Here is a 26221-nt window from a genome sequence, read left to right as displayed (position 1 = left end):
GTATGTCTGGGTGGCTTGAACACGATTATAACAGGAATTTTCAATAACCATGGATAATTACTCAAAAACAATACTGACAATAATCGCTATTTTACTCGGAACAATCACGGCGAAGCTGTGGCAACCTGCACCTCCAGCCAGGAATCCTTTGGATGATTTTGTGTCCTATGCTGAACTTGATAGGGTTAGCAAACTTCCTGAGGACGAAAAGAAAGTCGAAAGTCTTGAAATAATTAAAAAAATTCCAGTTGTTAAGGTGGTTGGAACAGTTAATGTTGATGGCAGAGGTAAATTAGACTTTGTAGAGGAGGCGGTCCTAAAGCAACATGTCAAGGAACTCAGGGAGGAAGTCATTAGAAATAACTATATTCTCCAATCCTTTCAATCCCAACAGGTACAAGGAGAGGCAATTTCACCGCAACCTCAACTACCAAGCAAGAAATAAGAAAGTCTGCTGCCATGAGCATCCTAAGTCCATCTTCAATAGGCCTTGGGGATACTGGATCGAATACGTGAGTGGTGTCGGTGATGTCGTCGTAGATAACGAGACAGTGGAGCTTTGTTACTTCCCAGTAAAGACCGTTAGTCTCTACGTCGAAGTGTAAGATGTGGGATTCTCCTTATTTGAACTGGTTAATAAACTGATATTATGTAGAATGTAGCAATGACTGCCACTATGCCTAGAACGCCTAGTAATCCTACAATGAATGCTGCTGTGAGAGTCATGGTTTACTTCCCGAAGTCCAGCCAGCCAGTGATCCCGCCGACAGCCGGGACTATACCGATACCGTGAATGATCTCAGCCTTATAAGGTGCCTCAAAGTCACAAGAGATTAACTTTATGAAGTTCTTGCCGTACCCAACGACACCAAGGATGAGCATGCAGACAATGATGATGATAAGAATTCCTGGAATGTTACGCATTTGATTTGGTTCTCCGTTGTTGATTGTTGATAATAAGGTTGACTACTTACGAAACTTTTCCATATATCGACCATCATTGATGAGTGATCTATGGAATATTCCTATGATATCCTTGTGATACGAGTTGACCCCATTTCGCCACCTTGAGTCAGCCACTTTTGGCATGTCGTAATTCCGGTACTGTGAGATGAATCGTAGCTCCTTACCGATTGCTGCCCATTCACTATTGGTTCTAAGGCGGAAGAAGTCTTTCAGCCAAGGGATTGCTCTGGCGGTCAGATAGGTGCCGTTGATAGCAAGTTGCTCTTTGAGTTTCTCGTTCTCCTTTACGACCTTCTTGGTTTCCTTCTTGGCAGCACTGGCGGTTCCCATGGCAGATGCTCTGGCTTTATCTTCGATCCAAGCTTTCTCTTTGACAGCCTTGTCAGCCCTGAGTTGTTCAGAGTCAGCCCTGAGTTTCTCAGCGTCAGCCTTTTCCATCGCATCAGCCCATGCTCTTGCTGCTGCAACCCGATCACTGAAGTCAGGTAACTGAGCCATCGGCTTGTCCCTATTGGCCATCCAGAAGTCAACCAGGAATGCCATGTACTCTGGAGATAGCCTAGCGACAACCACATGGCTGTCCCTCTCGTTGACATAGTAGACTTTTACCCTCTGGTTCTTATGGTTAACTTCCAGGATTTCTGTAAGTGTCGGGATAAGTCCTTCTTTTCTCAGCTCATCCATGACAGACTTCACCCAATCCTGGCGTTTATCAGTCAACTCTGTGATCTGCAAATGGGACATCATTGGCACACCATTGATAACCTTGGTGGACATCATGTGAGCCATGACTCTCTGCTCGGCGGCGGAGTAGTCCATGTTCATTAGTTTCATTTCATTCACTTCTTCTCCTCCGTCCAATCGTAACCTAGCAAGCTACTAGGTTTCACATGGCCCACCCCTGGCGTACTGATACGAACCATCTTTGGCGTGAAGCCAACCACGGTTGCACAATATGCTGACCATGAGGTCTTACTGTTCCGGATGTAGACAACCTTTGTGCCTACTTCCAATGGCTTACCAAACATATCTTTCACTTCTTCTTCTCCTTTTTATCGTTGTCACTGTGGCTCACAAACAGCCACGCCCACATGCCGCTGAATAGGCCTGGGTTGTTCGTAGGATTCATTACGGGTGTCTTTGGTATCACTGTGGGTGCTACCACCCTTGGTGTACTTACGACCACCGGGGCAGGTCTTGAGATAACCATTGGGGCAGGTCGGGCGGAAACCACCACAGCAGCCTGGGCTGCCTGGGCTGACACCAGGGATACCGCTAATATCATCAGTATGATTCTGTTCATCTCTCCTTCACCTCCCTCAGTTCAAACTCGACGACCTCGATGTCATCAATGTTTCTCAGCATTGCCTTGTATGATTCAGCAGTTCCTCTTCGTTGCCAGAAGGTAGTCCCGGTACTTAGGTTCCTATAGTAGCCACCCGTCTTCTTGTTGCGAACTCGGTAGACCCTGGTTGTTTCTGTTGACATAGGTCACCTCTTAGAATTGGGATCGAAACCGAGATCGATACAGTGGGCCGGTCGGAGGACACAGGGTTGACTTGGTGAGCCTTAGTTCAATCCCGTTGTACCTCATTGGAAATCCCGCAGGACACTCAGCCAAGCTGCCATACATGGCAACTTTGAATTTAGTAGCTTCCTCTTGGGTCACCTCGATGTAATCAATTTCACGATTGTTTTCCTTGGCTGTCTTGATGACTTCATCAAGTTCATCCAGGATTGTTTTCTTGTAGGTAGTGCTTGATAAATCACCTGGTGTCACAATAGCTGAGAACTCGGTGATTCTTCAAAGACTCATCTATTGCGGTGTCTGTAGGGTAAATTGATCATGCACAGGGTTGAAACTTGGTAGACCTAGGAAGGCCTTGGTGAAAAAGGCAGGTGAACACGCAAACAGGAGGATTCGCAAGCAGGACACATCGGGGCTAGTTAATTACCATGACTCGCTTCTCTTAGAGAAAATGATCATTAACTTTCCATCAACATGTGCATACTGCTTGCGATTTTCAGACTCTCTCAAGTCTATGTTATCTCATAACTACCATTGGGAAATATAGATATAGAGGGTAAGTGTTAGCCGAAAGGTTCACTAAGATCATGCCTTGGTCAACCCTGGTAACGATACAAGTAATTGTTGCCAAACTTCCTTGGTGGCCCTGCTTTCAATGGCCGACCTCCTCATTGACCTAAGCACAGCCCTTAGGCCTTTACTGGAAATACATGATACCCATTCGTAGCGAGTTCCTTGTTTATACTCGGATAACATCTTGGTTAGCCTAAGGTTTCGCTTCATATCCGGTACGTGTTTCAGAATTGTTTGCCGATGACATCCCAAAACTAGGGAAAGGCCACTCAGCGTATACCAGAATGAGCCTGTGAGATTGTTATTATTGGATTCTTTGTTGAATCGCTGACGAGGCTTAAACATGACTCTTACCTTTTGATTACGGCAAGTTACTATAGTGTACTTAGCGAGTCTTCTTTCAATTTGTTCTCGTGGTGTTGCGTGTGGTGACATGGTAGGCCTGGTTAGCTTGGGTTAATATGGGAACAGCACAGGTAAGATGAAATAAAGGATAGACTTAAATAACTTGAGGTAAGCAGAATGCTAACAAAACGCATACCGTGGAAAGCTCGGTGAACCCTTGGGGTATTATTAATTAATATCTGAGGTCACCAAAAATACCCTGTACCGAAACGCAGTGGAGGTGGTCAAACCGGAGGACTACGACCAAAGGGAGTATTCCGAGGATTACGACCAGTAACCAACAACCCATCAAACTCTAGATCATTCGTCCTCAAAGAGACCACAACCACGTCCCCTCGAATCTCCCAAATAGACACAAAGTCAATCAACCTTCTGTCAACATCGGAGATATAAGGGGACATGGCTAACTACCGTCTATAATCAACCTGATAACCGGCAGTCTCAGGAGTCTCAATGGAGCAAGCGCAAACGCTAGTATTCTTTTACGAGGAGCCTTTTTTTCAACAACAATATCAATACACTACAGACCATTTTGCCCCACTTCTGCGCCTGATGATAATTTGTTATGTTAGGTAAGTGCTGCCGCCGAAGCGTAACAATCGCCTTCCATTTGTCGACCAGATGTAAACCGAACTTGCCCTTTTAACCAATCGTTGAGCAATTCCCTCATTCGTCGTGAAGGCACCGCAACAATAATCTTTTCGCCTACTCGGATTGCAGACCGCCAAAGAAACTGCAGCATCATTGATAAGGCATGATGATCCTGATTGTAATCCGAGAATCCCAAACCCTTCAAAGTGAGGCTGACTCTTGGCCATTGAAATACGTTCATCCCGTAAAAGACGTAATGCTTATCCTTGTATTCGTTCAGTCCACGGGCATTAAAGGCCAGCCAGTTTTGTTCTCCGACATAGGGCCTGTATAACTTCTGCTGCCGATCCAAGAGAAAACCCTTCTCGATGATTTCTTTTTTACACGTAAAGAGAAAATCCCCCTCATGGTCGAACTTGTATTTGATCGAGAAGTTTCGCAGACCTTGCTTAATCTCCTTCAACTCCGGGCTGTCTTTGGATAACCTCTTCATCTGATTGTTGGATAGGTCGAATTGGTCGTTGCCATATCTTTTCCCCCGCCCCTGAGGCGCTACTACTTCCACCAAGTTATTGAATTGCACTCCAGAGTAAACGCCACAATGAGGCTGTAGACGATGCCCTGAACCGTTTCGTACCAACTCCATGTGGTCAACCTGGTATCCGTTAAACTGACACCATAAATCCATTTCACTACCCTGAAACAGGTAGGTTAGCAGGGTTATCCCCTTGAAAGCATTGAGAAGCCTAGGTGACAAGGTGTACATATAGTAGTCGTCCTTGCCTTCCTCGGTGTTTACGATAAGGAAATCACGGTGAAGCAAATTCCTGACCAAGTCCTTTCTTTCCTTCTTCACCTTTGTCTTGGTCATATACTCATCATAAATTGACTCATTGAGAATAAGCCTTGAGACAGCCTGAGTAAGCCGCTGAACATCGGCAATTCCATCTTTCTTGAAGGCTTCAATGTCATGCCAATCGAGGCCGTGTTGCTCTTCAAAGGTTCCTAGCGTCTCATCAATCAGGAGACGCCAAGCGTCCTCTTCAATGCGCCGCAGAGTTTCTCGGGTAATGTGGTCTTCAAAAAGCTTGTGGGTGATAATGATGCAATCTGAATATTCCAAGGCATCGCTAAATGCCTGGGCCTTACTGGTTCCCTCTTCGTAAACCCTGTCATCCAGGGCAGATACATTGACATCATTTTCAAGTTGCTGGGCATACCGGGTTATTTCATCCACATAGGGCAGCACCACGATATACTTTTGGTCCGAACGTTTGATTTCTTCGATTGCCCATGTAGACTTTCCTGTGCCCATGACTGCGTCAATCGCTTTAATTCTTGGTTTCTTCATTCTCTCGGTTTCTTGTGTCTCTCGGGTAACTCTTTGATTAAATAAGAAAACCCCACTAGACACCACATCAGCCGAGAGTTCTGATATGATGCCTGGCGGGGCTTGGGTTGCGTATGTTTTATCTCTTGTAGGTGGCGGTGATAAGACACAGGACAGCAACGGTTATTAGGGCTTACCCTAACGTCTTGTCAGGGCACACAAAGCCGGTATCCAAAACTCGACAAGTAATGAAGTCTATTTTCGGTTTCCAAGGTGTCTCGATGGATGTTGCGGGAGATATTGGCGGGCAGCTCGGAGAAAGCGAGGTGTCGGATTCCAGGAACACTCGTTAACTAATATAGAAAAGTTAGCGAGACAATTCTTGGTGTTTTCTTCATGTAATCAAGCATATATCTATGGTTTCCCAGATCTCATGCAAAATATCCTGTTGCGTCTCGCTATCTATTGATGCTATATCTGTATTTCTTAGCAAGATGTAAAGACACCAAGACAACCAGGAGATACCACCATGCCGAACCCGAACCATCCCAAAAAAGACGCTGAAATTAAAGTTGACCCTATCAAAGCAGTCAAGGACATCAACACCATCAAGAAGAGTTTAAAGAACAATCAGCCACGTGATTACTGCCTGTTCGTTCTCGGCATCAATACCAATCTCAGGGCGTCCGATCTGCTGTCAATCACTGTAGGACAGGTCAGAGACATCAAGGCCGGTGAAGAACTTGTTTTAAAGGAAAAGAAGACTGGGAAAGGTCGGCGGATTACTTTGAATAGCTCAGCTGTTGAGGCCATTCAGCATTGGCTGAGGTCAAGCCAAGGGCAAACGCTTGAAGTTGGCGACAGCCTTTTCAAGAGCCAGAGAGGAACATTAACGGTTCCATCGGTCAACCGTCTGGTCAAGACTTGGTGCAAGGAGATTAACCTGCCGGGCAATTACGGAAGCCATACCCTGCGAAAGACCTTTGGCTACCATCAGCGGACTCAACTGAACACTTCAATACCTGAACTCATGGTGATGTTTAACCATTCGACACAAAGGCAAACCCTCGATTACCTGTGTATTCAAGCAGAGGAGATCAAAGACGCCTATATGAAGTTGAGTCTGTAAAAACAAACCAGGTTGCCCGAGGAAGCCAGTCAGCAATCGTGGCCTTGATTCTTCCTGTAGGTAGCGTTGAAATCATCCTGGTTGCCCACTGTGTCTGCTTTAAGATTACCTTACATTCATAGGATGCAAGCAACAAGCAGGCTAAACGAAGAACTATCTAAGGAACGGCAGGAGGACCACCGGCACCGGGGGAGCAGCTTGGTGTATAGGCGGAAAGGTGGGCTTTCAAAAATTTCGGTTGAATTTCGACAGAAAACCTTGTACACCTAACAACACTCAAACATTGTACTGAGCCCCTAACTTCACAGTGGACAAGACAGACTTAAACAATCTATAAATAATGATATCAAGTAGATAATAGCTCAGCTTCAGAGCGCCCTGGGCAGTTCGGAGGTCCATTTTTCGATCCCGTCTAGCTCCACCAACTATAAAAAGGGGTGCCACAGAGGATTCTCTATGGCACCCCTTTTTTGTATAGAGGCCTCAATACTTTCCCACGCCCGGTTTAGCCGGACAGACTATTTCGCACCGACCTTGGCAATGGCGCCCTTTACAGAAATCGCATAGGGTTGGTGCTCACGTAAGAATTGAGGAAGACTGTTTTGAGCAAGGCGAGCGGTTTCAAGGCTTGGATACTCGCCATAAAAAACCAGCATATTCTCGGAAGACCCACCTTTCTTAAAGATAAAAAATTTCCCCGCCTCTTGCCTATAATTGGTCTGAGCAAGCATTTTCTTAAGGTTTGATTCAGCATTTTTCGCCGTGAGAACCATTAGTTGCACAGTAAACAAGTCGTTCTTCTTACCACTTGCCCAAACACTGCCCGCCTTCAAACGCTTTTGGTAAAGCTGATCAACTGTTAAGGTACCGGCAGTTACAGAATTCTCTTGGGCTTCTGTTTTAAGCGGTGACTTTGCTGTAACAGCACCAGAATCCTGCTGCCCTCCAGGTTTTGCCTTCAATGGCGGGACCTGCCGCAAGTCTGGAATCTTTACCTGACTTGCAAGAGAACTCTTCACCTTATTTGGCACAGCAGCCGGTTCGGCTTTCTTCGCATCTACTTCCCCGGCTTTTTCAACAATCGCTGGTGCTGTCTCGACTGCCGGCGCTGCAGCGCTAACTGGTTGGACTACCACCGGTTCTACCGATACCTTTGCAGTCTTTTGCTCCACCACCTCCGGCTGTTTTCCTTGGGCTTCATGGGCTGGGGGCGCAGCTTGCACCGCCGGCAAGTTGGCTGCTTTGACAACCGGTTGAACAGGCGATGACTGAACGGTTTCTTTTACCGGAACAAGAGGCTCCATCTTCTTTTTTCCGGCAACAGCAGGCAAGGGAACCGGCTTTTTAACATGCCGGTTCTCTCCAGGCTGAAAAAGAAAACCTGCCAAAACCAGTGTGCACAACGCCCCTCCGATCCACCACAAATACGGAATGAAACGTTTCCAGGTTGGCATTACTGCACCTTTTCTGCCATCGTCGTCACCCTCTTCTTCCTGAACACTCTCCAGCAAGGCCATAAAGGACGTATCATCTCCCTGCGCCCGTAACGATTCATCGGCGAGACGTTTTACAACGCGAAATTTTCCCTTAGCCAAACCGTGGATATTCCGGACAACCTCATCGTTGAAGATTTTTCCCTTCTCCGGGTTTGCCATCCGCTCTGCATACTGCCGCAGGTAATCAGCTGTTTCTTCTTCGGTGAGCGGCAGGAGTTCGAAATGGAGATCTTGGGTATGACGGAAATCACAGATGGAAAGCTGTTCGCAATTCTCAAGAAAGGTCTTCCGCCCAGAGAAAATGATCTGCATATTTACACCGGCAGCGGTCAACCGGTCCAACATCTTGCGGATTCTCTCGAGCGTTGCAAGGTAGATATCCTCCGCTTCATCAAAAATTACCAGGAGACCCTTCGGTTGGTTCGCCAGATGAGAAATAATCTGGGCAATGGTCCCATCAACGGTCTTTCCTTCTTCCGCGGTGGAGGGATTAAGACCCATAGTGTGGGCAATAATTCGGACAACATCTTCAAAGGATTCAACTGTCTGAGGGAAAAGAACCACAGTAGTGGATGAGCACTCGCGTTCGAGCATCCGGCACATCATCGTTTTTCCACTCCCATCACCTCCCGAAAGCACCATAAACGGTGCCCCGCTTCCTATGGCACCCTTCATGCGCAGAAGCAATTCCCCGCGACCGGCACCTGGATAGAAATCTTCCATGGCTATTTCAGCTTGGGAAGGAATATCCAGTGAATTATCAGTACGTTGTTGAATTTCCATGATGATAATGCGCAATATCTAAAAAGAATTCTCCCGGCCTTGACGTCTCGCCCAAGTCCAAATATCTCCTCAATGAGACCAATTTCTCCAACAATTTCGCAAATGATAATACTCTACTCGCCACAGAAAAAAAACAGTATTACCAAACCTCCCCTATTGGCGGCAGATTCAAAGGATTTGACCAGTTTCTAAAACCCGGAATGCCGTGCATGGCCGCTGAAGAACAATCCAGGAGGATTAACATCGTACGCTCCCTTTTTTCCGTATAGCCCCAACAAACAACATATATCAGATATGAAAGCTGACTTGAGCTGTTTGTCAGCTCGAACAAAACTTATGCCCTTGCGGTATAAAATAGTGGTAGAGTACTCAATGGATATGGCTTTCGGACCCAACTATTCTGTTTCTGAACTTGACCTCTACACCCATGCCGGTCTTTCAACTTACCACGTACATCGGATTTCCCAACCCTGAACTCGCGGAGGAAAACGGCCTGCTGGCAATCGGCGGCGACCTGAGCCCGCAGAGGCTGATAACTGCATACCGCCAAGGCATCTTCCCCTGGTATTCCGAGGGGGATCCCTTGCTTTGGTGGTGTCCCCGGCCCCGGCTTGTGCTTTTTCCTGGTGAGTTCAAAATTCCCAAACGATTGCCACGGTATGCCCGGAATTTCCACATCACCATTTCTCGTGATTGCGCCTTTGCCAAAGTAATCGAGGAATGCGCCACGGTCCGAACCGAAACCGGTGACCGGACGTGGATAACCCAAAAAATGCAGGCTGCCTATATCAAACTCCATTCACTGGGCATTGCCCATTCAATTGAGTGCTGGCAAGGAGATCGATTGGTCGGAGGCCTGTACGGCATCGCCCTTGACCGGGTTTTCTTTGGAGAATCAATGTTTTCGAGGATAAAATGCGGCTCGCAGTTTGCCTTGGTCGGCCTTATTGAACACCTTAAAAACAATAATTTCCAAATGGTTGATTGCCAGATGACCACCGATCATTTATTACGTTTTGGGGCAAGAGAAATAAGCGGCCGGGATTTTCAAGGCTACCTGAAAGAATACATCAACGACATCACACCCAATGAAAACTGGAAAAAAGACATCCGCCAAATCGCCACATGATACTTGTACTGCCTGCGGGGCAGAACAGCAGCTCACCGCCCACGGTGCAAATGACAACCTGTGTGCTACTTGCCTGAAGATAATTGGCATTCTCCAGGACAATCCTGCCTGTGCGAGAAAACTCGCCCAGATCGCCGGATTCCCCGGTTGCACTCCGAAGCAGGTCGAACAGGAACTCCCCGATGTTCTCGACGCCGTACGGTACCGCACAACCGACAGAGAACGAAACACCTGGTATGTGTCAGTCAGCGAACTCGATGGTAACCCTGTGGAGATATTCGCCTCAACGGCCTTCGACCGCGACCAGCATCTGCAATCGCGGATTTCCAACCTCACTACAATCACCAGGCTCATATCGCTGATATTGCGACATGTTTTCCTTGGCGAACGGCTGACCCTGGAAAAAACCCTCACCCAACTCTATCGGAGCTCCAGATTGCCGGACGACTTGCCGGCCATGCTTGGCAAGGTTCTCGCCAACTATAGCAAGAAAAATACCACGGCAACCGATAAGGAGCCCAGCGAACAATAAAGATCCAGCCCGGTTGCTGCACCTTGCCTCAACACTCGAGGTAAAAATCGTAAGGGATATTTGATTTATCGAAATGCCGCAGTACCTTCTGGAGTGCGTACAGGTTTGGAACGGCAAAGGAAAGCTGCCAGGCGGGGTCGGGAGATGAAGAGCTGGAATGGATTTCTAAACGGTGCATCTCCATCTCCTCAGGGGCAGAACCGACAGCATTCATGATATCTTTCCTGCTGGCCTGAAGAATATTCAGCAGTTGCAGCTTGCGTACGCGGGTGTCCCTGATTTTCCAGGTGATATTCACCGCGTCCTCGCGCTGAAAATTGAGCTCACGAAATCGTTCGCAGTTCTTGTGGTGCACGGAAAGGCCTTTGGGCGTCAGCAATGCACAGTTGTCCTTGGCGGTGGGATTGGGTTTACAGCAGGACGAAAGCTTCACTGAAACCGGATCAAGGGTGGTCAGCTCAATTTTATTAAAGGCGCCGGTTGGGGTGACCAGAGGTGAAACCCCGCCATAGAGGATATTCTTAATGTCCTCGATTACCTTTTGCAGCTGAGTCCGCCCCTCACCGATCCGTATGTAGAGTTCATCGAGGTTATTCAGAGAATAGTTTTCCAGAAGCAGGGGCACATCCTTGCCGGACAAGACATCGAATGGAATTCCGTAGCGGAGCATTTCCTGGCGAAGCATGGAAAAACCCACCTCCCGAGTCACCTTGTGGCGGCGGATCTTAAAACTTCTGGCCAACTCACCCCTCGCCCTGGGGGTCTTGCACAAAGTCAGCATCTGCTGATCAAAGCGGATAGGCTGGTCAGCCCTGATGATGCGCACCATATCGCCGTCTTTCAGGACATGGTCCGGGCCGACCTTTTTATTGCGAATCATTGCCGCAAGACATGTTTGGCCAATTTCGGTGTGAACCTGAAAGGCAAAATCGAGAATGGTGGAATTCACCGGCAGACAGATCAAATCGCCCTGTGGAGTATAGGTATAAATCTCCTTAATGCCACTTGCCGCAATGACATCCCGGTACGACACCGAATCCTCAGAACCAAGAACGTCAAACATCTCTTGTATTTCGCGAATAAAACGGCCCTGTTTTCCGGACTTTGAGCTCCAGTTCCGAAAAATCCCTCTCTGTGCCTTCCGGGCCATCTCATCTGTTCTGATCTTAAAGAGATATTTCTGTCCCTGAATTATCGCCCGGGCATGCAGTCCCTGATAGCCGGTAGGCTTCGGATTGGCGATGAAATCCCGGAGGGTGCGGGGAATCGGTTTAAAGGTCTGGTTGATAATACCCAGCGCCCGGTAGCAGTCCTGTACATCATTAACCCCGACAAGAAATTCCATGGGGGTATCGATGCGCTGCACCAGTATCCGGCTAGCAACATCATAATACGCCCACAGGTTTTTGGTTCGCATGGTGATGCGGCATTCGAGGTTGCTGATCTCGGCGTTTTTTTTAATTGCCTCAATTATCGCCGGTCCAACGGGAGACTCTGCCAACTGGCGAATTTGATTATTAATTTTTGCACCCTGCTTGGGATACTTATACAGCAAAGCTAGGTTGTACATCTCCCTCTTCATATTGAAAAGACCGAAAACGGTCGCCAATGGCGCGTATACCCCGATTGTCTCGTCAGCGATACGCTGACGTTTGTCCTTCGGCATCGCCCGGAGGGTTCGAAGGTTATGCAAGCGGTCCGCAAGCTTGACCAGCATTACCTCCGGACGCAGGGAAGCACCGGTGAAAATCTTCCGGTGGGTATTTTGACTGTCGGCCTGCCTATCGCCGGAGACATGGGTAACCTTCGTGCATCCCTCGACTATGGCCTGGACATAGCTGCCAAACTTTTGCCCAACGACCTCTTCGGTTACCTCCGGCACATCCTCCACCGTGTCATGGAGGAGTGCTGCGGCGAGGATCTCCGGATTGGTAATATCCATCTCCTCGGCGAGGATCTTGGCCACGGAACAAGGATGGAGAATGTAGGCATCGCCGGATCTACGCCACTGGTCGCCGTGTGCCTCTGCCGCAAAGCTGAGTGCCTGCCAGAATATTTCTTCGCCCGGCTTATCGGCGATAAGCGCCCGCATTTGGTCACGGTAGATCTCAAGGTCAAACGGAATACGGCGCATGCCCCCCCAATCTGTTCGAACAACAGCCAACACCTATAGACATAGTTAATAAGATACTTAGAATGTGAACGCTTAATACTTCAGAAAATCTTTCTCTGTTTTTGGAACTGAATCGAGTAGCTTGTATGCTCAAACAAAACGTATACCCTTGCGATTCAAGAAGGAATTTCATGAGAACGCCCTCCCCGTTTGCCAGGCTGCAAAGACTTGCCAGCAATCACTACTGCTCTACTACTAAACGGGGCACTCGACAAGGAAATACAAGGGATCAAGACAATTGACCGCAGCTTAACAAAATTCATTCGCCGGACAAAAGAAAAAAGACACCATGCCAAAAAAAAGAAATCCTCCTGAAAAATCCCGCAAGCCGCAGGGCAACAGGGCCAAAGAGCGTCGTCCGGGCAAAGAAAACCGGCAAGATTTCAGTAGAAACGCCAACCTCATTCTCGGTTTCCTTTATACTTCTGGAGAATCAGTGCCGCTTGCAACCATTGAAGATCACCTCGTCAAGGAGACAGGCACGGCAAAAGACCTCGCAAAGACAATCGACTCCCTGCTGCACGAAGGCCTCATCACCAAAAACGGCAAGCGGCAATATGCGCTTGCTCGCAATGCACCGCTATACGAAGGGCCACTGGTGCAACACCCCAACGGATTCGGTTTTGTCGGACCCGTTCAGCAACACGGCAAGGAGGCGGCTTTTCTTCGCGACCCCTTTGTCTCTGCTGCCGCCATGGGCAGCGCTCAGCACGGCGATCGGGTTTTGATACGGGTACTGCGGGTACGCAAGGATGACCGGCCGGAGGCCGTCGTCCTGCGGATACTCGCCCGTGGGCCAGACAAAATTGCCGGCATCTACCGGGAAACTCGCGGCGGTGCCAGCGTCTTTCCCGATGATTCCAGATTTCCATTTACTATTAAAATCGCCGACGATAATGGCTACACCCTGCAGGATGGCGATGCGGTCATCGTCCAGTATACAAGGGAAGCGCGGCAGACCCGAGTGCTTACCGGCAAGATCTTGAATGTCCTTGGCAGTGCCGATACAGTCGATACGCAGATGCAGCTGGTCATCCAGAAATTCGACCTCCCCCATGAGTTCAGTACCGAGGCACTGCAAGAGGCCGAGAGCCTCGCCGGCATTATAGAACTTGAGGAAGGCAGAGAAGACCTCCGACAAACCCCGCACGTGACCATTGACGGCGAAACCGCTAAGGATTTCGATGATGCCATCTGTGTCATGAAGACCCGCCGAGGGTTTCGCCTCTACGTTTCCATAGCCGATGTCAGCCATTATGTTCCTCCGGGCTCGGCCATCGACAAGGAGGCCTACGCCAGGGGAACATCCATTTATTTCCCAGGCAGGGTGCTTCCCATGCTGCCGGAAAGGCTGTCCAACGACCTCTGCAGCCTGGTTCCCGGCCAAGACCGGCTGACTGTTTCGGCAATTCTCGATTTTGACAAATCCGGAACACTGCAGAACAAGCGCTTTACCCGGTCGGTAATCTGCAGCAACCAACGTTTCACCTATACAACGGTGAAAGAAATCCTCATCGACAAGGACCCAGCAGTCCGCAAGCAATACAAACCTTTTCTCACCCAGCTCAGGTGGGCGCAGGAACTGGCAACAGCCCTGCAGGCCAGAAGAAGACAACGTGGCTCTATCGATTTTAATTTGCCGGAGGCGGAGTTCACTGTAAACGATACCGGTGAGGTGACGGCAATCTACCGGGCGGAAAGGAATTTCGCCCACCAGCTCATCGAAGAATTCATGCTCGCGGCCAACGAAGCCGTAGCCGAGCTGGCGACAGCCAGAAAGGTCCCGGCCATTTACCGTGTGCATGAACCGCCTGACCCCTTAAAAATGGAGGCTTTTTTCACCTTCGCGAAAACCCTCGGACTGCAATTGCCGCCGATGGAGATCAACCCAGCATGGTTTGCCAAGGTACTCGCAATCTGCAACGAATCGCGATACGAATATATTATCAATAACCTGCTGTTGCGCAGTATGAAACAGGCGCAGTACTCGGCCGAGAATGTCGGCCATTTCGGTCTTGCTTCCTCCGACTATACACACTTCACCTCCCCGATCAGGCGCTATCCGGATCTCATCGTCCATCGCACCCTGCTTCGCCTGATATCACGGTCTCAAGAGAAAAAACAGCCGATTCATCCTTCTGCATCTCTCAAAGATGCAGGAGACTTTCTTTCAACCAGGGAAAGGGTCGCAATTACCGCCGAACGGGATATCCAGGAAAGACTGAAAATCAACTTTATGCAAAAACATATTGGCGATTCATTTGACGCCATCATTTCCGGAGTCAATGATTCTGCTCTTTTTATTGAGATCCCCAGCCACTGCATCAGCGGATCCATAGGCGTGGACCGCCTCACCGACGATTATTATCTTTTGGACAGCAAAAACCATCGCCTTTTCGGTGAAATCACCGCAAAAACCTACCGGATCGGCGATCCCCTGCGCGTTACGCTGGAAGATGTCGACTTCTACCGAAGAAGGCTAAATTTTATCCTGGCAAGCGATTCAGCAAGGAAAAAAGACAGTTGGGAGGCCAGGATAAAACCCAAGCCTCCTGCTTTTCCTTGACTTGGGCAAAGGCTTGACATACATGTAGACCGGACTTGCCACCCTTCAGCCACTCGGAAAGGTGGCCAGCTGGCACGAAAAGCTAGGCTGGATTCCCTCTTCGAACCATCCAATTCACCACCACTCAAAGCCCATCTTTGACCCCCATGGACCAGCAATCGCTCCTGAATCAAATCGCCATCGTTCTCGTCCGTCCTAAAATCCCTGAAAATATCGGTGCCGCCGCTAGAGTTGCCTGGAATATGGGCATCAATCGCCTGATAATCGTCAGAGACGAAATTCCTGACCGCGAGGCCATGGCCAAAATGGCCACCCATAAAGCGGCTCATCTGATTGACAACCTGGAAATCTATCGTAATCTTGCCGAGGCCCTTGCCGACTTCACCATCGTGGTTGGCACGACGGCGCGAAGGGGCCGCCAGCGCACCGTTGAAAAGACACCACGAGAACTGGTAGACACAATACTTCCTGCTCTTACCAGGAATAAGGTGGCGATCCTCTTCGGTCCCGAGGATACCGGCCTGACCAATGATGACCTTAAATTTTGCCAGATCGCCTCAGCTATTCCTACCGCTGATTTTTCCTCTCTTAACCTCGCTCAAGCTGTTGCAATTCATTGTTATGAATTTTATTATGGCGTGGTCCATGCAAAAAAAGATATGGTATTTGCGCCACAGCTTGCCAGCTCTCACGAATTGGAGAGCATGTATGCATTTCTTGAGGAATCGCTGTATTCAATTGACTTTCTCAGTGAAGTGAATCATTCCTACTGGATGACCAATATTCGACGTTTTTTCAGTAGAATGCACCTTACCTCGAAGGACGCAAACATTGTCAGGACGGTGTGCAAAAAACTCCTCCTGTACGAGAGAAAGAGAACAAGCAACGACCTTGGTGAACCATGAATCATAAAGCTGAGTTGAGCAACTTGTCTGCTCAAACGAAATTTATGCCCTTGCGGTATAATGAGAGTATTGAACCCTCCAGCCTGCCATCGAACAAATTTTACTCTCCCCATATTGATCATTCCCAATCTCTTTTTAGAACCAATCTCCTCAAGACAAAATTCCCAAGTGATAACCACCGGAAAAAGGCCATCATTATTGAGGCGCAGGCCGGTCAGGGGAAGACGACTCTTGCCTCGCAATTTCTAGCAACCACCGACGACATCTCACTGTGGTACCAAGTTGGCCCGGAGGACTCAGACCCGGTACTGCTGCTGTCCTCTTTGTTGACCAACCTTTCCAGCAAGCTGCCGGGATTTACCTCACCGCAACTGGCAAGCATACTGACCGAAGGCAGTGTAGGCCCTTTGGATCTCACCCGTTGCGCCAATCTCCTCCTGCACGATCTGGAAACGTATTTAAAAAAGGATATCTACCTGGTTTTTGACGATCTCCATCTCATCGAGTTCGGAACCCTTACCATCAGCCTGCTTGAGCACCTTCTCGACACCTCCCCACCCAAGGTACACTTTATCCTAATCAGCAGACACCCTCTTGAGATTAAAGGGAAAACTATTCGCAACGGGGCGAACATCGTCTACCTCAATACCGCAGATCTGGCCCTTGACAATCAGGAAATCGAGACCCTATTCCACAGCGTTTTAAAAAGGGACATCAGCCGGCAGGAGGCCAACGAGATTCACCGTATTACCAATGGATGGATTATGGGGATCATCCTGGCAAGCCACCCTATTTCCGGACGAAACAAATTTTGGCAAAAACCTTCGACTGCAGCCCTATCCGCCACGCCGCCAACCGGCCATATGCTTGACTATTTCCAGGAAGAAATCTTCGCCCAGATACCTGAAGTGCTTCATTATGCCTTCCTCAAGTTGTCATTTCTCCACGAGATCCCCGGCGACTTGGCGGCCGAGATATCAGGGATTGTCGGCCTCCCGGAAAGGCTGGCAAAAATGGCCAGCGAAAACTTTTTCATTTACAAACTCGATAACCGGCAAAAGGTCTTCCGCCTCCATCATTTCTTCCAGGAATTTCTCCAACAACGGGCCAGAACTCACTTGCCGGCAGCACAAATCGCCGAAATTTACCGAAGCGAAGCACGCTACTACCTTTCTCGGGATATGACCGAGAAGGCCCTCACCTGTTATAAAAACGCCGGTGATTTTAACGCAATGAATGACATCCTGAAAGAAAAAGGGATGAACCTTATCGCCAAAAACCGCACTATCACTATCCTGAGTCTGTTACAAACAATACCTGACGATATCCTTTGTCAATATTCCTGGCTGACCCTCTACGCCGGACTGCTTCGCGTCGATTTTGCACCTCAGACCACTCTGCCCTACTTCGACCGAGTACGTAGCCGCTTTGAAGAATCAGGAGAAGTAACCGGCGAATTAATAGCCCTGTCACAAACCGTCTATTATCATTTCGTCATTTCCGGCAGATACACGGAAGGGGCGCAACTGCTGCCAAGAATCGAGGAGCTGCTGAAAAACAACCAAGCCGCATTGCCTGTGCCGATAATTATCATGACCGCCCGCAATCTTGCAGTCGGTTATTGTTTTTTCAACGGCGAAATGGGTAGGGCCAGGCATTATATCCGCATGGCTACCGACCTTGCGACAACCCACGATATCCGCAACTTTATTGCCTCAACCCGGTTTATTCAGGGCTATATTGAGCTGCTCAGCGGAAACCTCGCCAAATACCTCCGTGAGGCCGAGATCTGTTTCACACTTTATAATGACCCACTCGTTGGCGAATCGAACCGGCTAACCATGAGAGTCATGAATCTCTGCTATCTCTCCATGGTCGGAGATCACCAAAATTTTCATATACAACAGCAGGTTTTGCAAAACTCCATCAACCATAAAGTGATCGATCAGACGGTCGCTGCCCCCTACTTGTATGTCTGGGGCAGCAGCACCCTCTTTTCCCTGGGGCTTCCCCATCAGGCACTTGACTTGTTGGAGAGGGGATGGGGAATTACCTCCACCGCCGCAACCGACCACATGCAAAGCCAACTGCTGCAATGGCAGGCCTTCGGCCTGTCCATCACCAACCATGCCGAAAAGGCAGTCCAAAAAATTGCCGAATCAATTCGCCTTCGACAAAACTCTGCAGGTCTATTTTATGTCGGCTTCAACGCCATTATCGCCGGTGCGGTTTATACCAAGGCAAAACAATACTCCGAGGCCATTCCACTTTTTGAAAAAGGGCTCGCCATCGCCCAGACCATTCCCTCTACATATTTGACCATTTGTGCACTGTTCAACAGAAGTTATTGTGCGTTAAAAGAAAAAGGGGCCGAGGCAGCCATAAATGACCTTGAAGCGGGTTTGGCTCTCATGAAAGTCAACGGGTATAACCACTTCTGGACCTGGGAACCAGTGATGATGACCGAACTCCTGGCCCTAGCGGTAGAAAGAGATCTTGAAAAAAGTTTTGCCCAGTCCCTTGCAAGAACCCGCCTGCACATGAATTTTTCCGATAGTGGGCAACCCATTCCCCTCCTCAAGTTCACCCTCATGGATAATTTTGAGGTCAGCATTTCCGGAAAGATCCTTTTCCGATCGAAGGACCTCACTCCAATTCAGCGTGAATTGCTTGGGCTGCTGATAACCGCTAAAGGACAACGTATTCCTCAGGAAAAAATTGTTGTAGAATTATGGCCGGAGAGTGGGCCTGTAAATGCCAGAAAAAGTCTCGACACCCTTTTGAGTCGCATCCGCCAACAGCTGACGCCACTCCTGCCAAGCTCAATCAAAGATTACTTCTTCCTCCAAAAGGGGATTCTATGTTTGGCCAACTATGAGATTGATGCACTGCAATTCCAGGAAACCGCCCGCATCGGAATATCCCACAGTAAAAATAATGAGTGGCTGCAAGCCCATAGCGCCTTTCAAACCGCTCTTGCATTGTGGAAGGGTGGAATGCCCGACGATACCTTCCAAAGTGAACAAGCCTTGGATTTCAGTGATCATCTCACCCACCTTCTTGTGAAAATCGGTTCAATCTGGGCCAATAGCTTGGCAAGATCGGAAAGACGAGAGGAGGCCATAACCGTTCTCGAACGCATACTGCAACTCAATTATCTGGAGGAAGGTCTGACCTCTTTGCTCTACAAATTACACTGCCTCAACAACAACCCACTGAAGGCGCGAGAGATTCTTGACAGATACAAAAAAGCGCTTCTGAAGGCTGAGTATACTGAAGATGAGATAGAAGGTTTTCTCGAGGAAATTACCAAACCAGCAATTGCATGAGATACGCATTGGAGTAATTGGTAACCGCTATTACCATTACGGCATACCACAAAGGCATACGTTTACTTAAAACAGACAAGATACGCAACGCAGCTTTATACTACTGCAAAATCTAAGAAAATATCTGGGGCTCCCTGCTCACCCATCTGCACAGATCTGCACAGCTCACTCCGCAATCGATAGCTCATTTGCGAGATTCTCCAGAGAATTTTCAATCTGGTGCAATGTTTGCAGGTTGAGTTCAAAGAAAATCTTTTTTAATGATGGAGCAGATGATGATTTCAGCATACAGTTCAGCCCTCACAGCCTTACAAGCCTTCGGCACAAAGGTCCAGTCGGGCGCCAACAATATCGCCAACGCCAACACCGATGGTTTTAGGAAAACCAGGGTTACCATGGCTGAGCAGCAGCCGCAGGGGGTACGAGCAACAGTTGATCAAGTAAATACCCCGGGTGCCAGTGTCTTCCAGGAAACCAGCGGGGGCCCTGATCTTGTAGAGCTTTCTAATGTAGAAATGAGCTCGGAAATACCGGAAATGAGCTTGAGTAGCCAATTCTACAAGGCCAATCTCAAAACCATTGAGACGGTCAATGACATGACCGGCACCCTCTTGGATATTCAGTCGTAACACACCTCTCGTACCTCAAAGGTTCAATCCCTGAAGTGGGCATTGATCACACAGGGGGTTGGTCTTTTTGCAGCAGGTGCTTGCCACGCGAACGATAAGTGCGTGAAATTCATTAAAGAGCTGTGGGTCATGCGGAAGATGATCCATAAAAATCTGCTGCATATCCTGGTAATCGCTTTCCTCCATTACCAGGTTATGCCGACTGAATACCCTATGGGTATACATATCGATGACGAATATCGGATGCTCACAGGCGTAGAGCAGTATCGAGTCGGCGGTCTCCGGGCCGATTCCCTTCACCTGGAGAAGTCTTTCCCGTGAAGGCTCTAACTCGTCAGCAAGAAAACGCTCAAGCTTGCCTTCGTAGTGGTTATCTATTAAATCCAGCAGATTGCGCAACCGGCGGGCCTTGAGATTGTAATACCCGGATGGCCGAATATACGGGGCTATCTCGTCAGCACTACACAGCGACAACGCCTCAAAAGAGAGGAGTCCGGCCTGCTGCAAATTGCTGATGGCCTTTCTGACATTTGACCAATTGGTATTCTGGGTCAAGACCGCCCCCACCATTACCTCGAAAGGTGTCTCTCCCGGCCACCAACCCTGGGGGCCATACTGTGCGTACAGCAGCCGGTAGGCCTCTTCGTAGCTGTTATCTCCCACTCCTCTTTGCCCTCGCTCGTCGTCTACACTGTTTCAAGATCTTTATCGCCAAGGCAGATACCGATGTCCCTGGCGGTGACGATCTTGTCATTGGTAAAGGATACTTTCTTCCGTTTTTTTATTGCATTGGCAATCGGCACAGGCACCATGACGGAGTTTTTCAAGGCCACCATGTGATCAAAAACCCCATCTTCAATCATTCGAACCGCTGCGGCACCAAACCGCAGGGCAAGCAATCGATCAAAGGTCGTTGGCGATCCACCACGCTGCAAATGGCCGAGAACCAGTGATCTGGTGTCCTTTTCCGTGCGTTTTCTAATTTCCGAGGCCACCCATTCACCGACCCCGCCAAGAATTACCTCCTCACGGCCGAGTTCCCCCTTACCCTTATTAAAGTTTTGTCCCTCTTTGGTAACCGCTCCTTCTGCAACAACAACAATAGAATAATGTTTCTCATGCAGTTCATTGTCGGCAATTTTCTCGCAAACTGCTTCCATATCAAAGGGAATTTCCGGAATTAAGATAACATCGGCGCCGCCGGAAATACCGGAGTATAAAGCGATCCAGCCGGAATCTCGGCCCATGACTTCAACCACCATAACCCGGTTATGGGATTTCGCCGTTGAGTGCAGCTTGTCGAGCGCTTCCGTCGCCGTGGAGACAGCCGTATCAAAACCGAAGGTTCGGTCGGTTTCTTCCAAATCATTGTCGATGGTTTTTGGAACGCCGATGACCGGCATACCCTTCAAGGCAAACTTGTGGGCAATATCAAGGCTGCCATCACCGCCGATGGCAATATGACAATCGAAACCCATTCTGCTGAAGTTTTTTAGAATTTTATCGGAAACATCAACAATCTGTATTTCACCAGCCAGGTTTTCCACGGGTTTGGCAAAAGGATTTCCTTTATTCGTCGATCCAAGAATAGTTCCACCGGTCGAATAGATCCCCTCTACATCTCTAATGGTGAGGCGAACCATATCGTCAATGTCGAGAAAACCTCCATAACCATTCTTGCTGCCATATACCTCCCAACCCTTCCTGTAGCAGGTGTGTACCACAGCATAAATGACCGCGTTGAGCCCGGGAGCGTCCCCTCCACCCGTCGAAATAATAATTTTTTTCATAAAAACCTCTCTGGCCTAATAGATAAAAACTATATATAACGCAATCATCTTTGCCTGCCGCCACCGAGGAGGCAACGGGCTTGACTCAATCCACCGGCAGTTACAAGAAAACCCTGCTAGCGATAATACTGCGTCTGTTTTCCATCACAGAACTATAAACTAACATCCCCCGCCTATTCAATTTTTAGTGGAAGATATTATTTATTTCTTTCATACCTTTCTTTTTTAAGCATAAATACTCTCCGCAGGTCGCACCATGAGGCAGGGCAAGCACCCCTCCCTCCTTCATTGTCAATGAAATGGCCTTGCAACCCTTAATTCTCTCCATTATTTTGATCCAGTAAAGATTGACTATTTGTCTATCCCACCTTATTTTTCTACCATTAGCAATGCTTCTCTTGCCAATGATGGTCATAACACAGAGAAGTTATTTCAGAAATAAACTTTAAGGAGGCATTTCATGTCTGAACTCAATGTAACAGGATTAGCTGTTGCGAAACTGAAAGAATACATGCAGGCGAACAATATCGATTCCGCCCTGCGTGTAGCACTGATGCAGGGTGGCTGAGCAGGTCCCTCATTGGGATTGGCTCTGGATGAGCCAAAAGATAGCGACAAGGTTTTCGAGAACGATTCTCTGAAGTTTCTCGTGGAAAAGAGCCTCTTAACCACCTGTGGTGGAATTACAGTGGACTACGTTGACGCTGGCCCACGCTCCGGATTCGGCATCACTTCCGTGAATCCGATCAGCTCCGGCGGCGGTTGCAGCTCGAGTTCATGTGGTTCGGGAAGTTGTGGTTGATAGATATAGATTCACCCTCGCCCCGCACCTTTTTTCCACAATACATTTGCTTCCTTTAAGTTATAAGTAGTGAATACGATTTTGGAAATTTCAAAGCGAGCCCTCTGATCGGGGCTCGCTTTTTTTATTGCCCATTGGTGTCAATTTCTTGACGCCGACCAAGGCAATCCTTATCCTCTCAGAGTGACCAAAACACCTGCCGAAAGGCGTATCACAGGTACAGTAAAACAAGGTAGCAGCGAGGACATACCATGCAATTTGATAAATTTACCCTGAAATCCCAAGAAGCTGTACAGACCGCGCAAAAATTAGCCCAGGACAGTGGACACCAGGAAATCCAGGTGGCGCATCTGGTAAAGGCCATTTTCACCCAACCGGAGGGAATAGTTGTGCCGGTTATCAAAAAAATGGGCATTGATCCGTCCCTGGTGTTAGCGGACATAGCCCAACTTCTTGAGAGAATTCCCCGGGTGTCGGGCCAGGGTACAAGCCAAAGTTATGCCTCAAAACACCTCAAAAAGGTCCTCGACGACTCCTTTGCCGTTGCTCAGCAGATGCAGGATGAATACGTCAGTCAAGAGCACCTCTTTCTTGCAATCCTCAGAAACCGGGAGATTGATGTTTGCAAAATCCTCAATGGCCGAGGCATTCAGGAAAAAGAATTCCTCCTGGGATTGTCGACCCTGCGCGGAAGCCACCGGGTAACCGATCAATATCCCGAGGAAAAATATCAAGCCCTTGAGAAGTATGGCAAAAATCTGACACAGTTGGCCAAGCAAGGAAAGATCGACCCAGTCATTGGTCGCGATGAGGAGATACGAAGGATTATCCAGGTGTTGTCACGAAGGACAAAGAACAACCCGATTCTCATAGGCGAACCGGGAGTAGGTAAGACCGCCATAGTCGAAGGCCTTGCTCAGCGCATCGTCAATGGCGACATCCCAGCCAGCCTCGAAAACAAACAGGTAATCACCCTTGATATGGGCGCCTTGGTAGCCGGCGCAAAATACCGGGGAGAATTCGAGGAGCGACTCAAGGCGGTGCTGAAAGAGGTCGAGGAAAAAGCCGGAGAGATCATTCTCTTTATTGATGAGATCCATACCCTTGTCGGTACCGGGGCAGCCGAGGGGTCAATGGATGCCTCCAACATGCTGAAACCGGCCTTGGCTCGCGGCGAGTTACACTGCGTCGGGGCAACGACCCTCGATGAATACCGCAAATATATCGAGAAAGACAGTGCGCTTGAAAGGCGTTTTCAACCGGTTCTCGTGCAAGAACCCAGCGTCGAAGATACCATAGCTATTCTCCGCGGAATAAAAGAGAAATATGAAATTCACCACGGGGTGAGAATCCAGGATAATGCCACCGTTGCGGCAGTAACTCTCTCCAATAGATACATCACCGACCGATTTTTGCCGGACAAGGCCATTGATCTCATCGACGAGGCAGCCTCGATGTTGCGCATCGAAATCGATTCCATGCCCACTGAAATAGATGAACTCGAACGGCAAAAAATCAAACTGGAAATCGAACAAGAGGCTTTAAAAAAGGAAAAGGACAGCGCTTCAAAAACCCGGCTTACTGATCTGCGCAAAAAACTTGCCGATCTCAACGAAAGCCTCAACTCGATGAAAGCCCAGTGGTCGATGGAGCGCGACACCATAAAAAGCATCAGAGGCATCAAAGAACGTATTGATGCCACCGCCATTGAAGAAAAGAAGGCGGAACGGGAAGGCAACCTGAGCCGTGTTGCTGAAATTCGCTATGGGCAAAAAGTTCAGCTTGAAAAAGAATTGACTGAGGCCAACGCCAAACTCCAGGATATCCAGGCCAACCAAATGATGCTCAAAGAAGAGGTAGATGCGCAGGATATTGCCGCGGTTGTCGCCAAGTGGACTGGCATTCCAGTAGACCGCTTACTTGAAGGCGAAAAAGACAAACTTGTGCATGCCGAGGAAGAACTTGCCAAGCGTGTTATCGGCCAGAGCCAGGCGATCACGGCAGTTGCCAACGCTGTCCGCAGGGCAAGAGCCGGCCTCCAGGATCCAAACAGGCCACTCGGTTCATTTATCTTTCTTGGTCCAACCGGCGTCGGTAAAACCGAGCTTGCCAGAACGCTTGCCGATTTTCTCTTTGATGACGAGCAGGCCATGATTCGCGTAGACATGTCGGAATTTATGGAAAAGCACTCAGTTTCCCGGCTGATCGGCGCCCCTCCGGGCTACGTTGGCTATGAAGAAGGCGGCTACTTGACCGAGGCAGTTCGAAGAAGGCCCTATGCGGTTATTCTTCTCGATGAAATCGAAAAGGCCCATCCGGATGTTTTTAATATTCTTCTACAAGTCCTCGATGATGGGCGTTTAACCGACGGTAAAGGCCGTACCGTCGATTTCAAAAACGCCTTACTTATAATGACATCCAACCTTGGAAGCTCCCTCATCATGAGCATGGCTGATGACGCAAAAGACAAAGGCAGTATCCAAGCGCAAGTCGAGGAAATGCTCCACCACAATTTTAAGCCAGAATTTCTGAACAGAATCGATGAAACAATTATTTTTGATCGATTGACTCGCCAGAACTTGATGGCAATTGTCGATATCCAAATCAAAAAGCTCATCAAGCGTCTTGATGAAAAGGAAATCTCTCTGCATATCCGTGAAAGCGCAAAACAGTTCTTAGTGGAGAATGGCTACAACCCTTCTTATGGTGCACGCCCTCTAAAAAGGGCCATTCAACGAAACCTCGAAGACCCTCTGGCGGTGAAAATTCTTCAAGGGGAAATCAAAGATGGCGATCATATTATTATAGAAGGCACAGGTAAAGGGCTAACCTTTTCTATGCAAACCAAATCGTAAACCCTCAGATGTAAGACCACCCTGCAGAGTGGTCTTACTTTAAGTCCTACAGAATAGGTTTTTCTTTACAGGCTTGCTCGCCTGCATTAAATACTTGGCCTGGAGTGCGTCACCACCTTTGCTCCAGGCCCATTAAATCTATTTGATTCTTCGATGAATTTGCTTCCTGACGAAACTTAAAAACGGAAAAAACATGAGTTCAACAATTGAAGACCTTACAGTAAGCTACGAAGAAGACGGTATCCAGGTTGCGAAAGAAACCGGCAAGGAAGTTCTCTCAAAAGGAGCCTGGACAACCATCCTCTTCCGTTATCAAACCCTGGATAAAGCCACAGGTGAATTTGGCAAAAATATATATACTATACGCCGCTATCAAAAACGGCAGGGCGAATATATAATGAAATCAAAATTCAACATTTCCAGTACCGAGCAGGCAAAAAAGATAGTCGATATACTCGCAAGCTGGCTCGATGAAGAAAAAGCGTCTTGACTACTTCCCCGCTGCTTTTGCTATTACAACGGAATAGCGAGCGGATACAAACTACCACTTTTCAAAAAACCTCCTAATCGTTCCAAAGGAGGTTTTTTCTTCTTGACGGTCCGGGACGAATCAAGTAGTTTGCCGCGGACTTGAGCGAGGGATGATTCTGGTGTTTAGGAATAAGGCATTAGGATCATGGTTAAAAATCGTTTAGGAATGGAAGTTGAGA

The 26221-nt window shown here is 48.4% G+C and carries 19 protein-coding genes; 11 read left to right on the top strand and 8 right to left on the bottom strand.

The window, feature by feature from the left end:
• Positions 1–49 precede the first annotated feature (49 nt).
• A complete protein-coding gene (locus OEL83_19340; GenBank protein MDK9709203.1) occupies positions 50–445 on the top strand; it encodes a hypothetical protein in 396 nt (131 codons plus the stop codon).
• A gap of 284 nt (positions 446–729) precedes the next feature.
• Here OEL83_19340 and OEL83_19335 read toward each other — a convergent pair whose 3' ends face one another.
• From OEL83_19335 to OEL83_19320, 4 genes are all read right to left on the bottom strand, one after another.
• Positions 730–924 (bottom strand): hypothetical protein, encoded by a 195-nt coding sequence (locus OEL83_19335; protein MDK9709202.1) that lies wholly within the window; start codon positions 922–924, stop codon positions 730–732.
• Between the two features lie 42 nt (positions 925–966).
• On the bottom strand, positions 967–1809 hold the full coding sequence (locus tag OEL83_19330; protein ID MDK9709201.1) for a hypothetical protein: 843 nt from the start codon (positions 1807–1809) through the stop codon (positions 967–969).
• Between the two features lie 456 nt (positions 1810–2265).
• On the bottom strand, positions 2266–2454 hold the full coding sequence (locus OEL83_19325; protein MDK9709200.1) for a hypothetical protein: 189 nt from the start codon (positions 2452–2454) through the stop codon (positions 2266–2268).
• Positions 2455–4040: 1586 nt separating this feature from the next.
• Positions 4041–5414 carry a hypothetical protein gene (locus OEL83_19320; protein MDK9709199.1) on the bottom strand — a complete coding sequence of 458 codons (1374 nt, stop codon included), beginning with the start codon at positions 5412–5414 and terminating at the stop codon, positions 4041–4043.
• A 508-nt stretch (positions 5415–5922) separates the two neighbouring features.
• Here OEL83_19320 and OEL83_19315 point away from each other — a divergent pair.
• The gene (locus OEL83_19315; GenBank protein ID MDK9709198.1) at positions 5923–6522 is read left to right on the top strand and encodes a site-specific integrase; all 600 of its coding nucleotides are present in this window, start codon (positions 5923–5925) and stop codon (positions 6520–6522) included.
• Positions 6523–7040: 518 nt separating this feature from the next.
• On the opposite strand, the gene OEL83_19310 is transcribed toward OEL83_19315, so the two are convergent.
• A complete protein-coding gene (locus tag OEL83_19310; protein MDK9709197.1) occupies positions 7041–8801 on the bottom strand; it encodes an AAA family ATPase in 1761 nt (586 codons plus the stop codon).
• A gap of 427 nt (positions 8802–9228) precedes the next feature.
• Between OEL83_19310 and aat the strand changes: the two genes are divergently transcribed.
• Entirely contained in the window at positions 9229–9930 is a 702-nt protein-coding gene (aat, locus tag OEL83_19305; GenBank protein ID MDK9709196.1) for a leucyl/phenylalanyl-tRNA--protein transferase, read from the top strand.
• Positions 9890–10462, top strand: coding sequence for a hypothetical protein (locus OEL83_19300; GenBank protein MDK9709195.1), 573 nt, complete (start codon positions 9890–9892; stop codon positions 10460–10462). The genes aat and OEL83_19300 overlap by 41 nt, the downstream gene beginning before the upstream one ends.
• Before the next feature lie 28 nt (positions 10463–10490).
• On the opposite strand, the gene OEL83_19295 is transcribed toward OEL83_19300, so the two are convergent.
• Positions 10491–12596 (bottom strand): HD domain-containing protein, encoded by a 2106-nt coding sequence (locus tag OEL83_19295; GenBank protein ID MDK9709194.1) that lies wholly within the window; start codon positions 12594–12596, stop codon positions 10491–10493.
• Positions 12597–12924: 328 nt separating this feature from the next.
• Here OEL83_19295 and rnr point away from each other — a divergent pair, with 328 nt between their 5' ends.
• From rnr to OEL83_19275, 4 genes are all read left to right on the top strand, one after another.
• Complete coding sequence (gene rnr / locus OEL83_19290; protein MDK9709193.1) at positions 12925–15201, top strand: ribonuclease R; 2277 nt, start codon at positions 12925–12927, stop codon at positions 15199–15201.
• A gap of 146 nt (positions 15202–15347) precedes the next feature.
• A complete protein-coding gene (locus OEL83_19285; GenBank protein ID MDK9709192.1) occupies positions 15348–16106 on the top strand; it encodes an RNA methyltransferase in 759 nt (252 codons plus the stop codon).
• Positions 16103–19435, top strand: coding sequence for a winged helix-turn-helix domain-containing protein (locus OEL83_19280; protein ID MDK9709191.1), 3333 nt, complete (start codon positions 16103–16105; stop codon positions 19433–19435). The genes OEL83_19285 and OEL83_19280 overlap by 4 nt, the downstream gene beginning before the upstream one ends.
• 272 nt (positions 19436–19707) lie before the next feature.
• Positions 19708–20064, top strand: coding sequence for a flagellar basal body protein (locus OEL83_19275; protein ID MDK9709190.1), 357 nt, complete (start codon positions 19708–19710; stop codon positions 20062–20064).
• A gap of 15 nt (positions 20065–20079) precedes the next feature.
• Here the strand turns inward: OEL83_19275 and OEL83_19270 are convergent, their stop codons facing one another.
• On the bottom strand, positions 20080–20727 hold the full coding sequence (locus OEL83_19270; protein ID MDK9709189.1) for an endonuclease III domain-containing protein: 648 nt from the start codon (positions 20725–20727) through the stop codon (positions 20080–20082).
• Between the two features lie 23 nt (positions 20728–20750).
• Positions 20751–21854 carry a 6-phosphofructokinase gene (locus OEL83_19265; GenBank protein ID MDK9709188.1) on the bottom strand — a complete coding sequence of 368 codons (1104 nt, stop codon included), beginning with the start codon at positions 21852–21854 and terminating at the stop codon, positions 20751–20753.
• 460 nt (positions 21855–22314) lie between these two features.
• Here OEL83_19265 and OEL83_19260 point away from each other — a divergent pair, with 460 nt between their 5' ends.
• The 3 genes from OEL83_19260 to OEL83_19250 all read left to right on the top strand — a co-directional run bounded on the left by OEL83_19260 (position 22315) and on the right by OEL83_19250 (position 26001).
• Positions 22315–22422 carry a Fe-S cluster assembly protein HesB gene (locus tag OEL83_19260; protein MDK9709187.1) on the top strand — a complete coding sequence of 36 codons (108 nt, stop codon included), beginning with the start codon at positions 22315–22317 and terminating at the stop codon, positions 22420–22422.
• A 485-nt stretch (positions 22423–22907) separates the two neighbouring features.
• Positions 22908–25511, top strand: a complete 2604-nt coding sequence (gene clpB / locus OEL83_19255) for an ATP-dependent chaperone ClpB (GenBank protein ID MDK9709186.1) — start codon at positions 22908–22910, stop codon at positions 25509–25511.
• Positions 25512–25704: 193 nt separating this feature from the next.
• Entirely contained in the window at positions 25705–26001 is a 297-nt protein-coding gene (locus OEL83_19250; protein ID MDK9709185.1) for a hypothetical protein, read from the top strand.
• Positions 26002–26221 lie beyond the last annotated feature (220 nt).

Source organism: Desulforhopalus sp., assembly GCA_030247675.1.
Taxonomy (GTDB): domain Bacteria; phylum Desulfobacterota; class Desulfobulbia; order Desulfobulbales; family Desulfocapsaceae; genus Desulforhopalus_A.
The sequence above is the reverse complement of the archived record's forward strand: the minus strand, read 5'-3'. Positions and strand labels throughout refer to the sequence as shown.

Bases quoted from the DNA above. Each gene is read 5' to 3' on its own strand.
- clpB (MDK9709186.1), top strand. From the start codon at position 22,908: ATGCAATTTGATAAATTTACCCTGAAATCCCAAGAAGCTGTACAGACC.
- OEL83_19265 (MDK9709188.1), bottom strand. From the start codon at position 21,854: ATGAAAAAAATTATTATTTCGACGGGTGGAGGGGACGCTCCCGGGCTC.
- OEL83_19315 (MDK9709198.1), top strand. From the start codon at position 5,923: ATGCCGAACCCGAACCATCCCAAAAAAGACGCTGAAATTAAAGTTGAC.
- OEL83_19335 (MDK9709202.1), bottom strand. From the start codon at position 924: ATGCGTAACATTCCAGGAATTCTTATCATCATCATTGTCTGCATGCTC.
- rnr (MDK9709193.1), top strand. From the start codon at position 12,925: ATGCCAAAAAAAAGAAATCCTCCTGAAAAATCCCGCAAGCCGCAGGGC.
- OEL83_19260 (MDK9709187.1), top strand. From the start codon at position 22,315: ATGTCTGAACTCAATGTAACAGGATTAGCTGTTGCGAAACTGAAAGAA.
- OEL83_19280 (MDK9709191.1), top strand. From the start codon at position 16,103: ATGAATCATAAAGCTGAGTTGAGCAACTTGTCTGCTCAAACGAAATTT.
- OEL83_19300 (MDK9709195.1), top strand. From the start codon at position 9,890: ATGAAAACTGGAAAAAAGACATCCGCCAAATCGCCACATGATACTTGT.
- aat (MDK9709196.1), top strand. From the start codon at position 9,229: ATGCCGGTCTTTCAACTTACCACGTACATCGGATTTCCCAACCCTGAA.
- OEL83_19275 (MDK9709190.1), top strand. From the start codon at position 19,708: ATGATGATTTCAGCATACAGTTCAGCCCTCACAGCCTTACAAGCCTTC.
- OEL83_19250 (MDK9709185.1), top strand. From the start codon at position 25,705: ATGAGTTCAACAATTGAAGACCTTACAGTAAGCTACGAAGAAGACGGT.
- OEL83_19340 (MDK9709203.1), top strand. From the start codon at position 50: ATGGATAATTACTCAAAAACAATACTGACAATAATCGCTATTTTACTC.
- OEL83_19285 (MDK9709192.1), top strand. From the start codon at position 15,348: ATGGACCAGCAATCGCTCCTGAATCAAATCGCCATCGTTCTCGTCCGT.
- OEL83_19325 (MDK9709200.1), bottom strand. From the start codon at position 2,454: ATGTCAACAGAAACAACCAGGGTCTACCGAGTTCGCAACAAGAAGACG.
- OEL83_19310 (MDK9709197.1), bottom strand. From the start codon at position 8,801: ATGGAAATTCAACAACGTACTGATAATTCACTGGATATTCCTTCCCAA.
- OEL83_19320 (MDK9709199.1), bottom strand. From the start codon at position 5,414: ATGAAGAAACCAAGAATTAAAGCGATTGACGCAGTCATGGGCACAGGA.
- OEL83_19295 (MDK9709194.1), bottom strand. From the start codon at position 12,596: ATGCGCCGTATTCCGTTTGACCTTGAGATCTACCGTGACCAAATGCGG.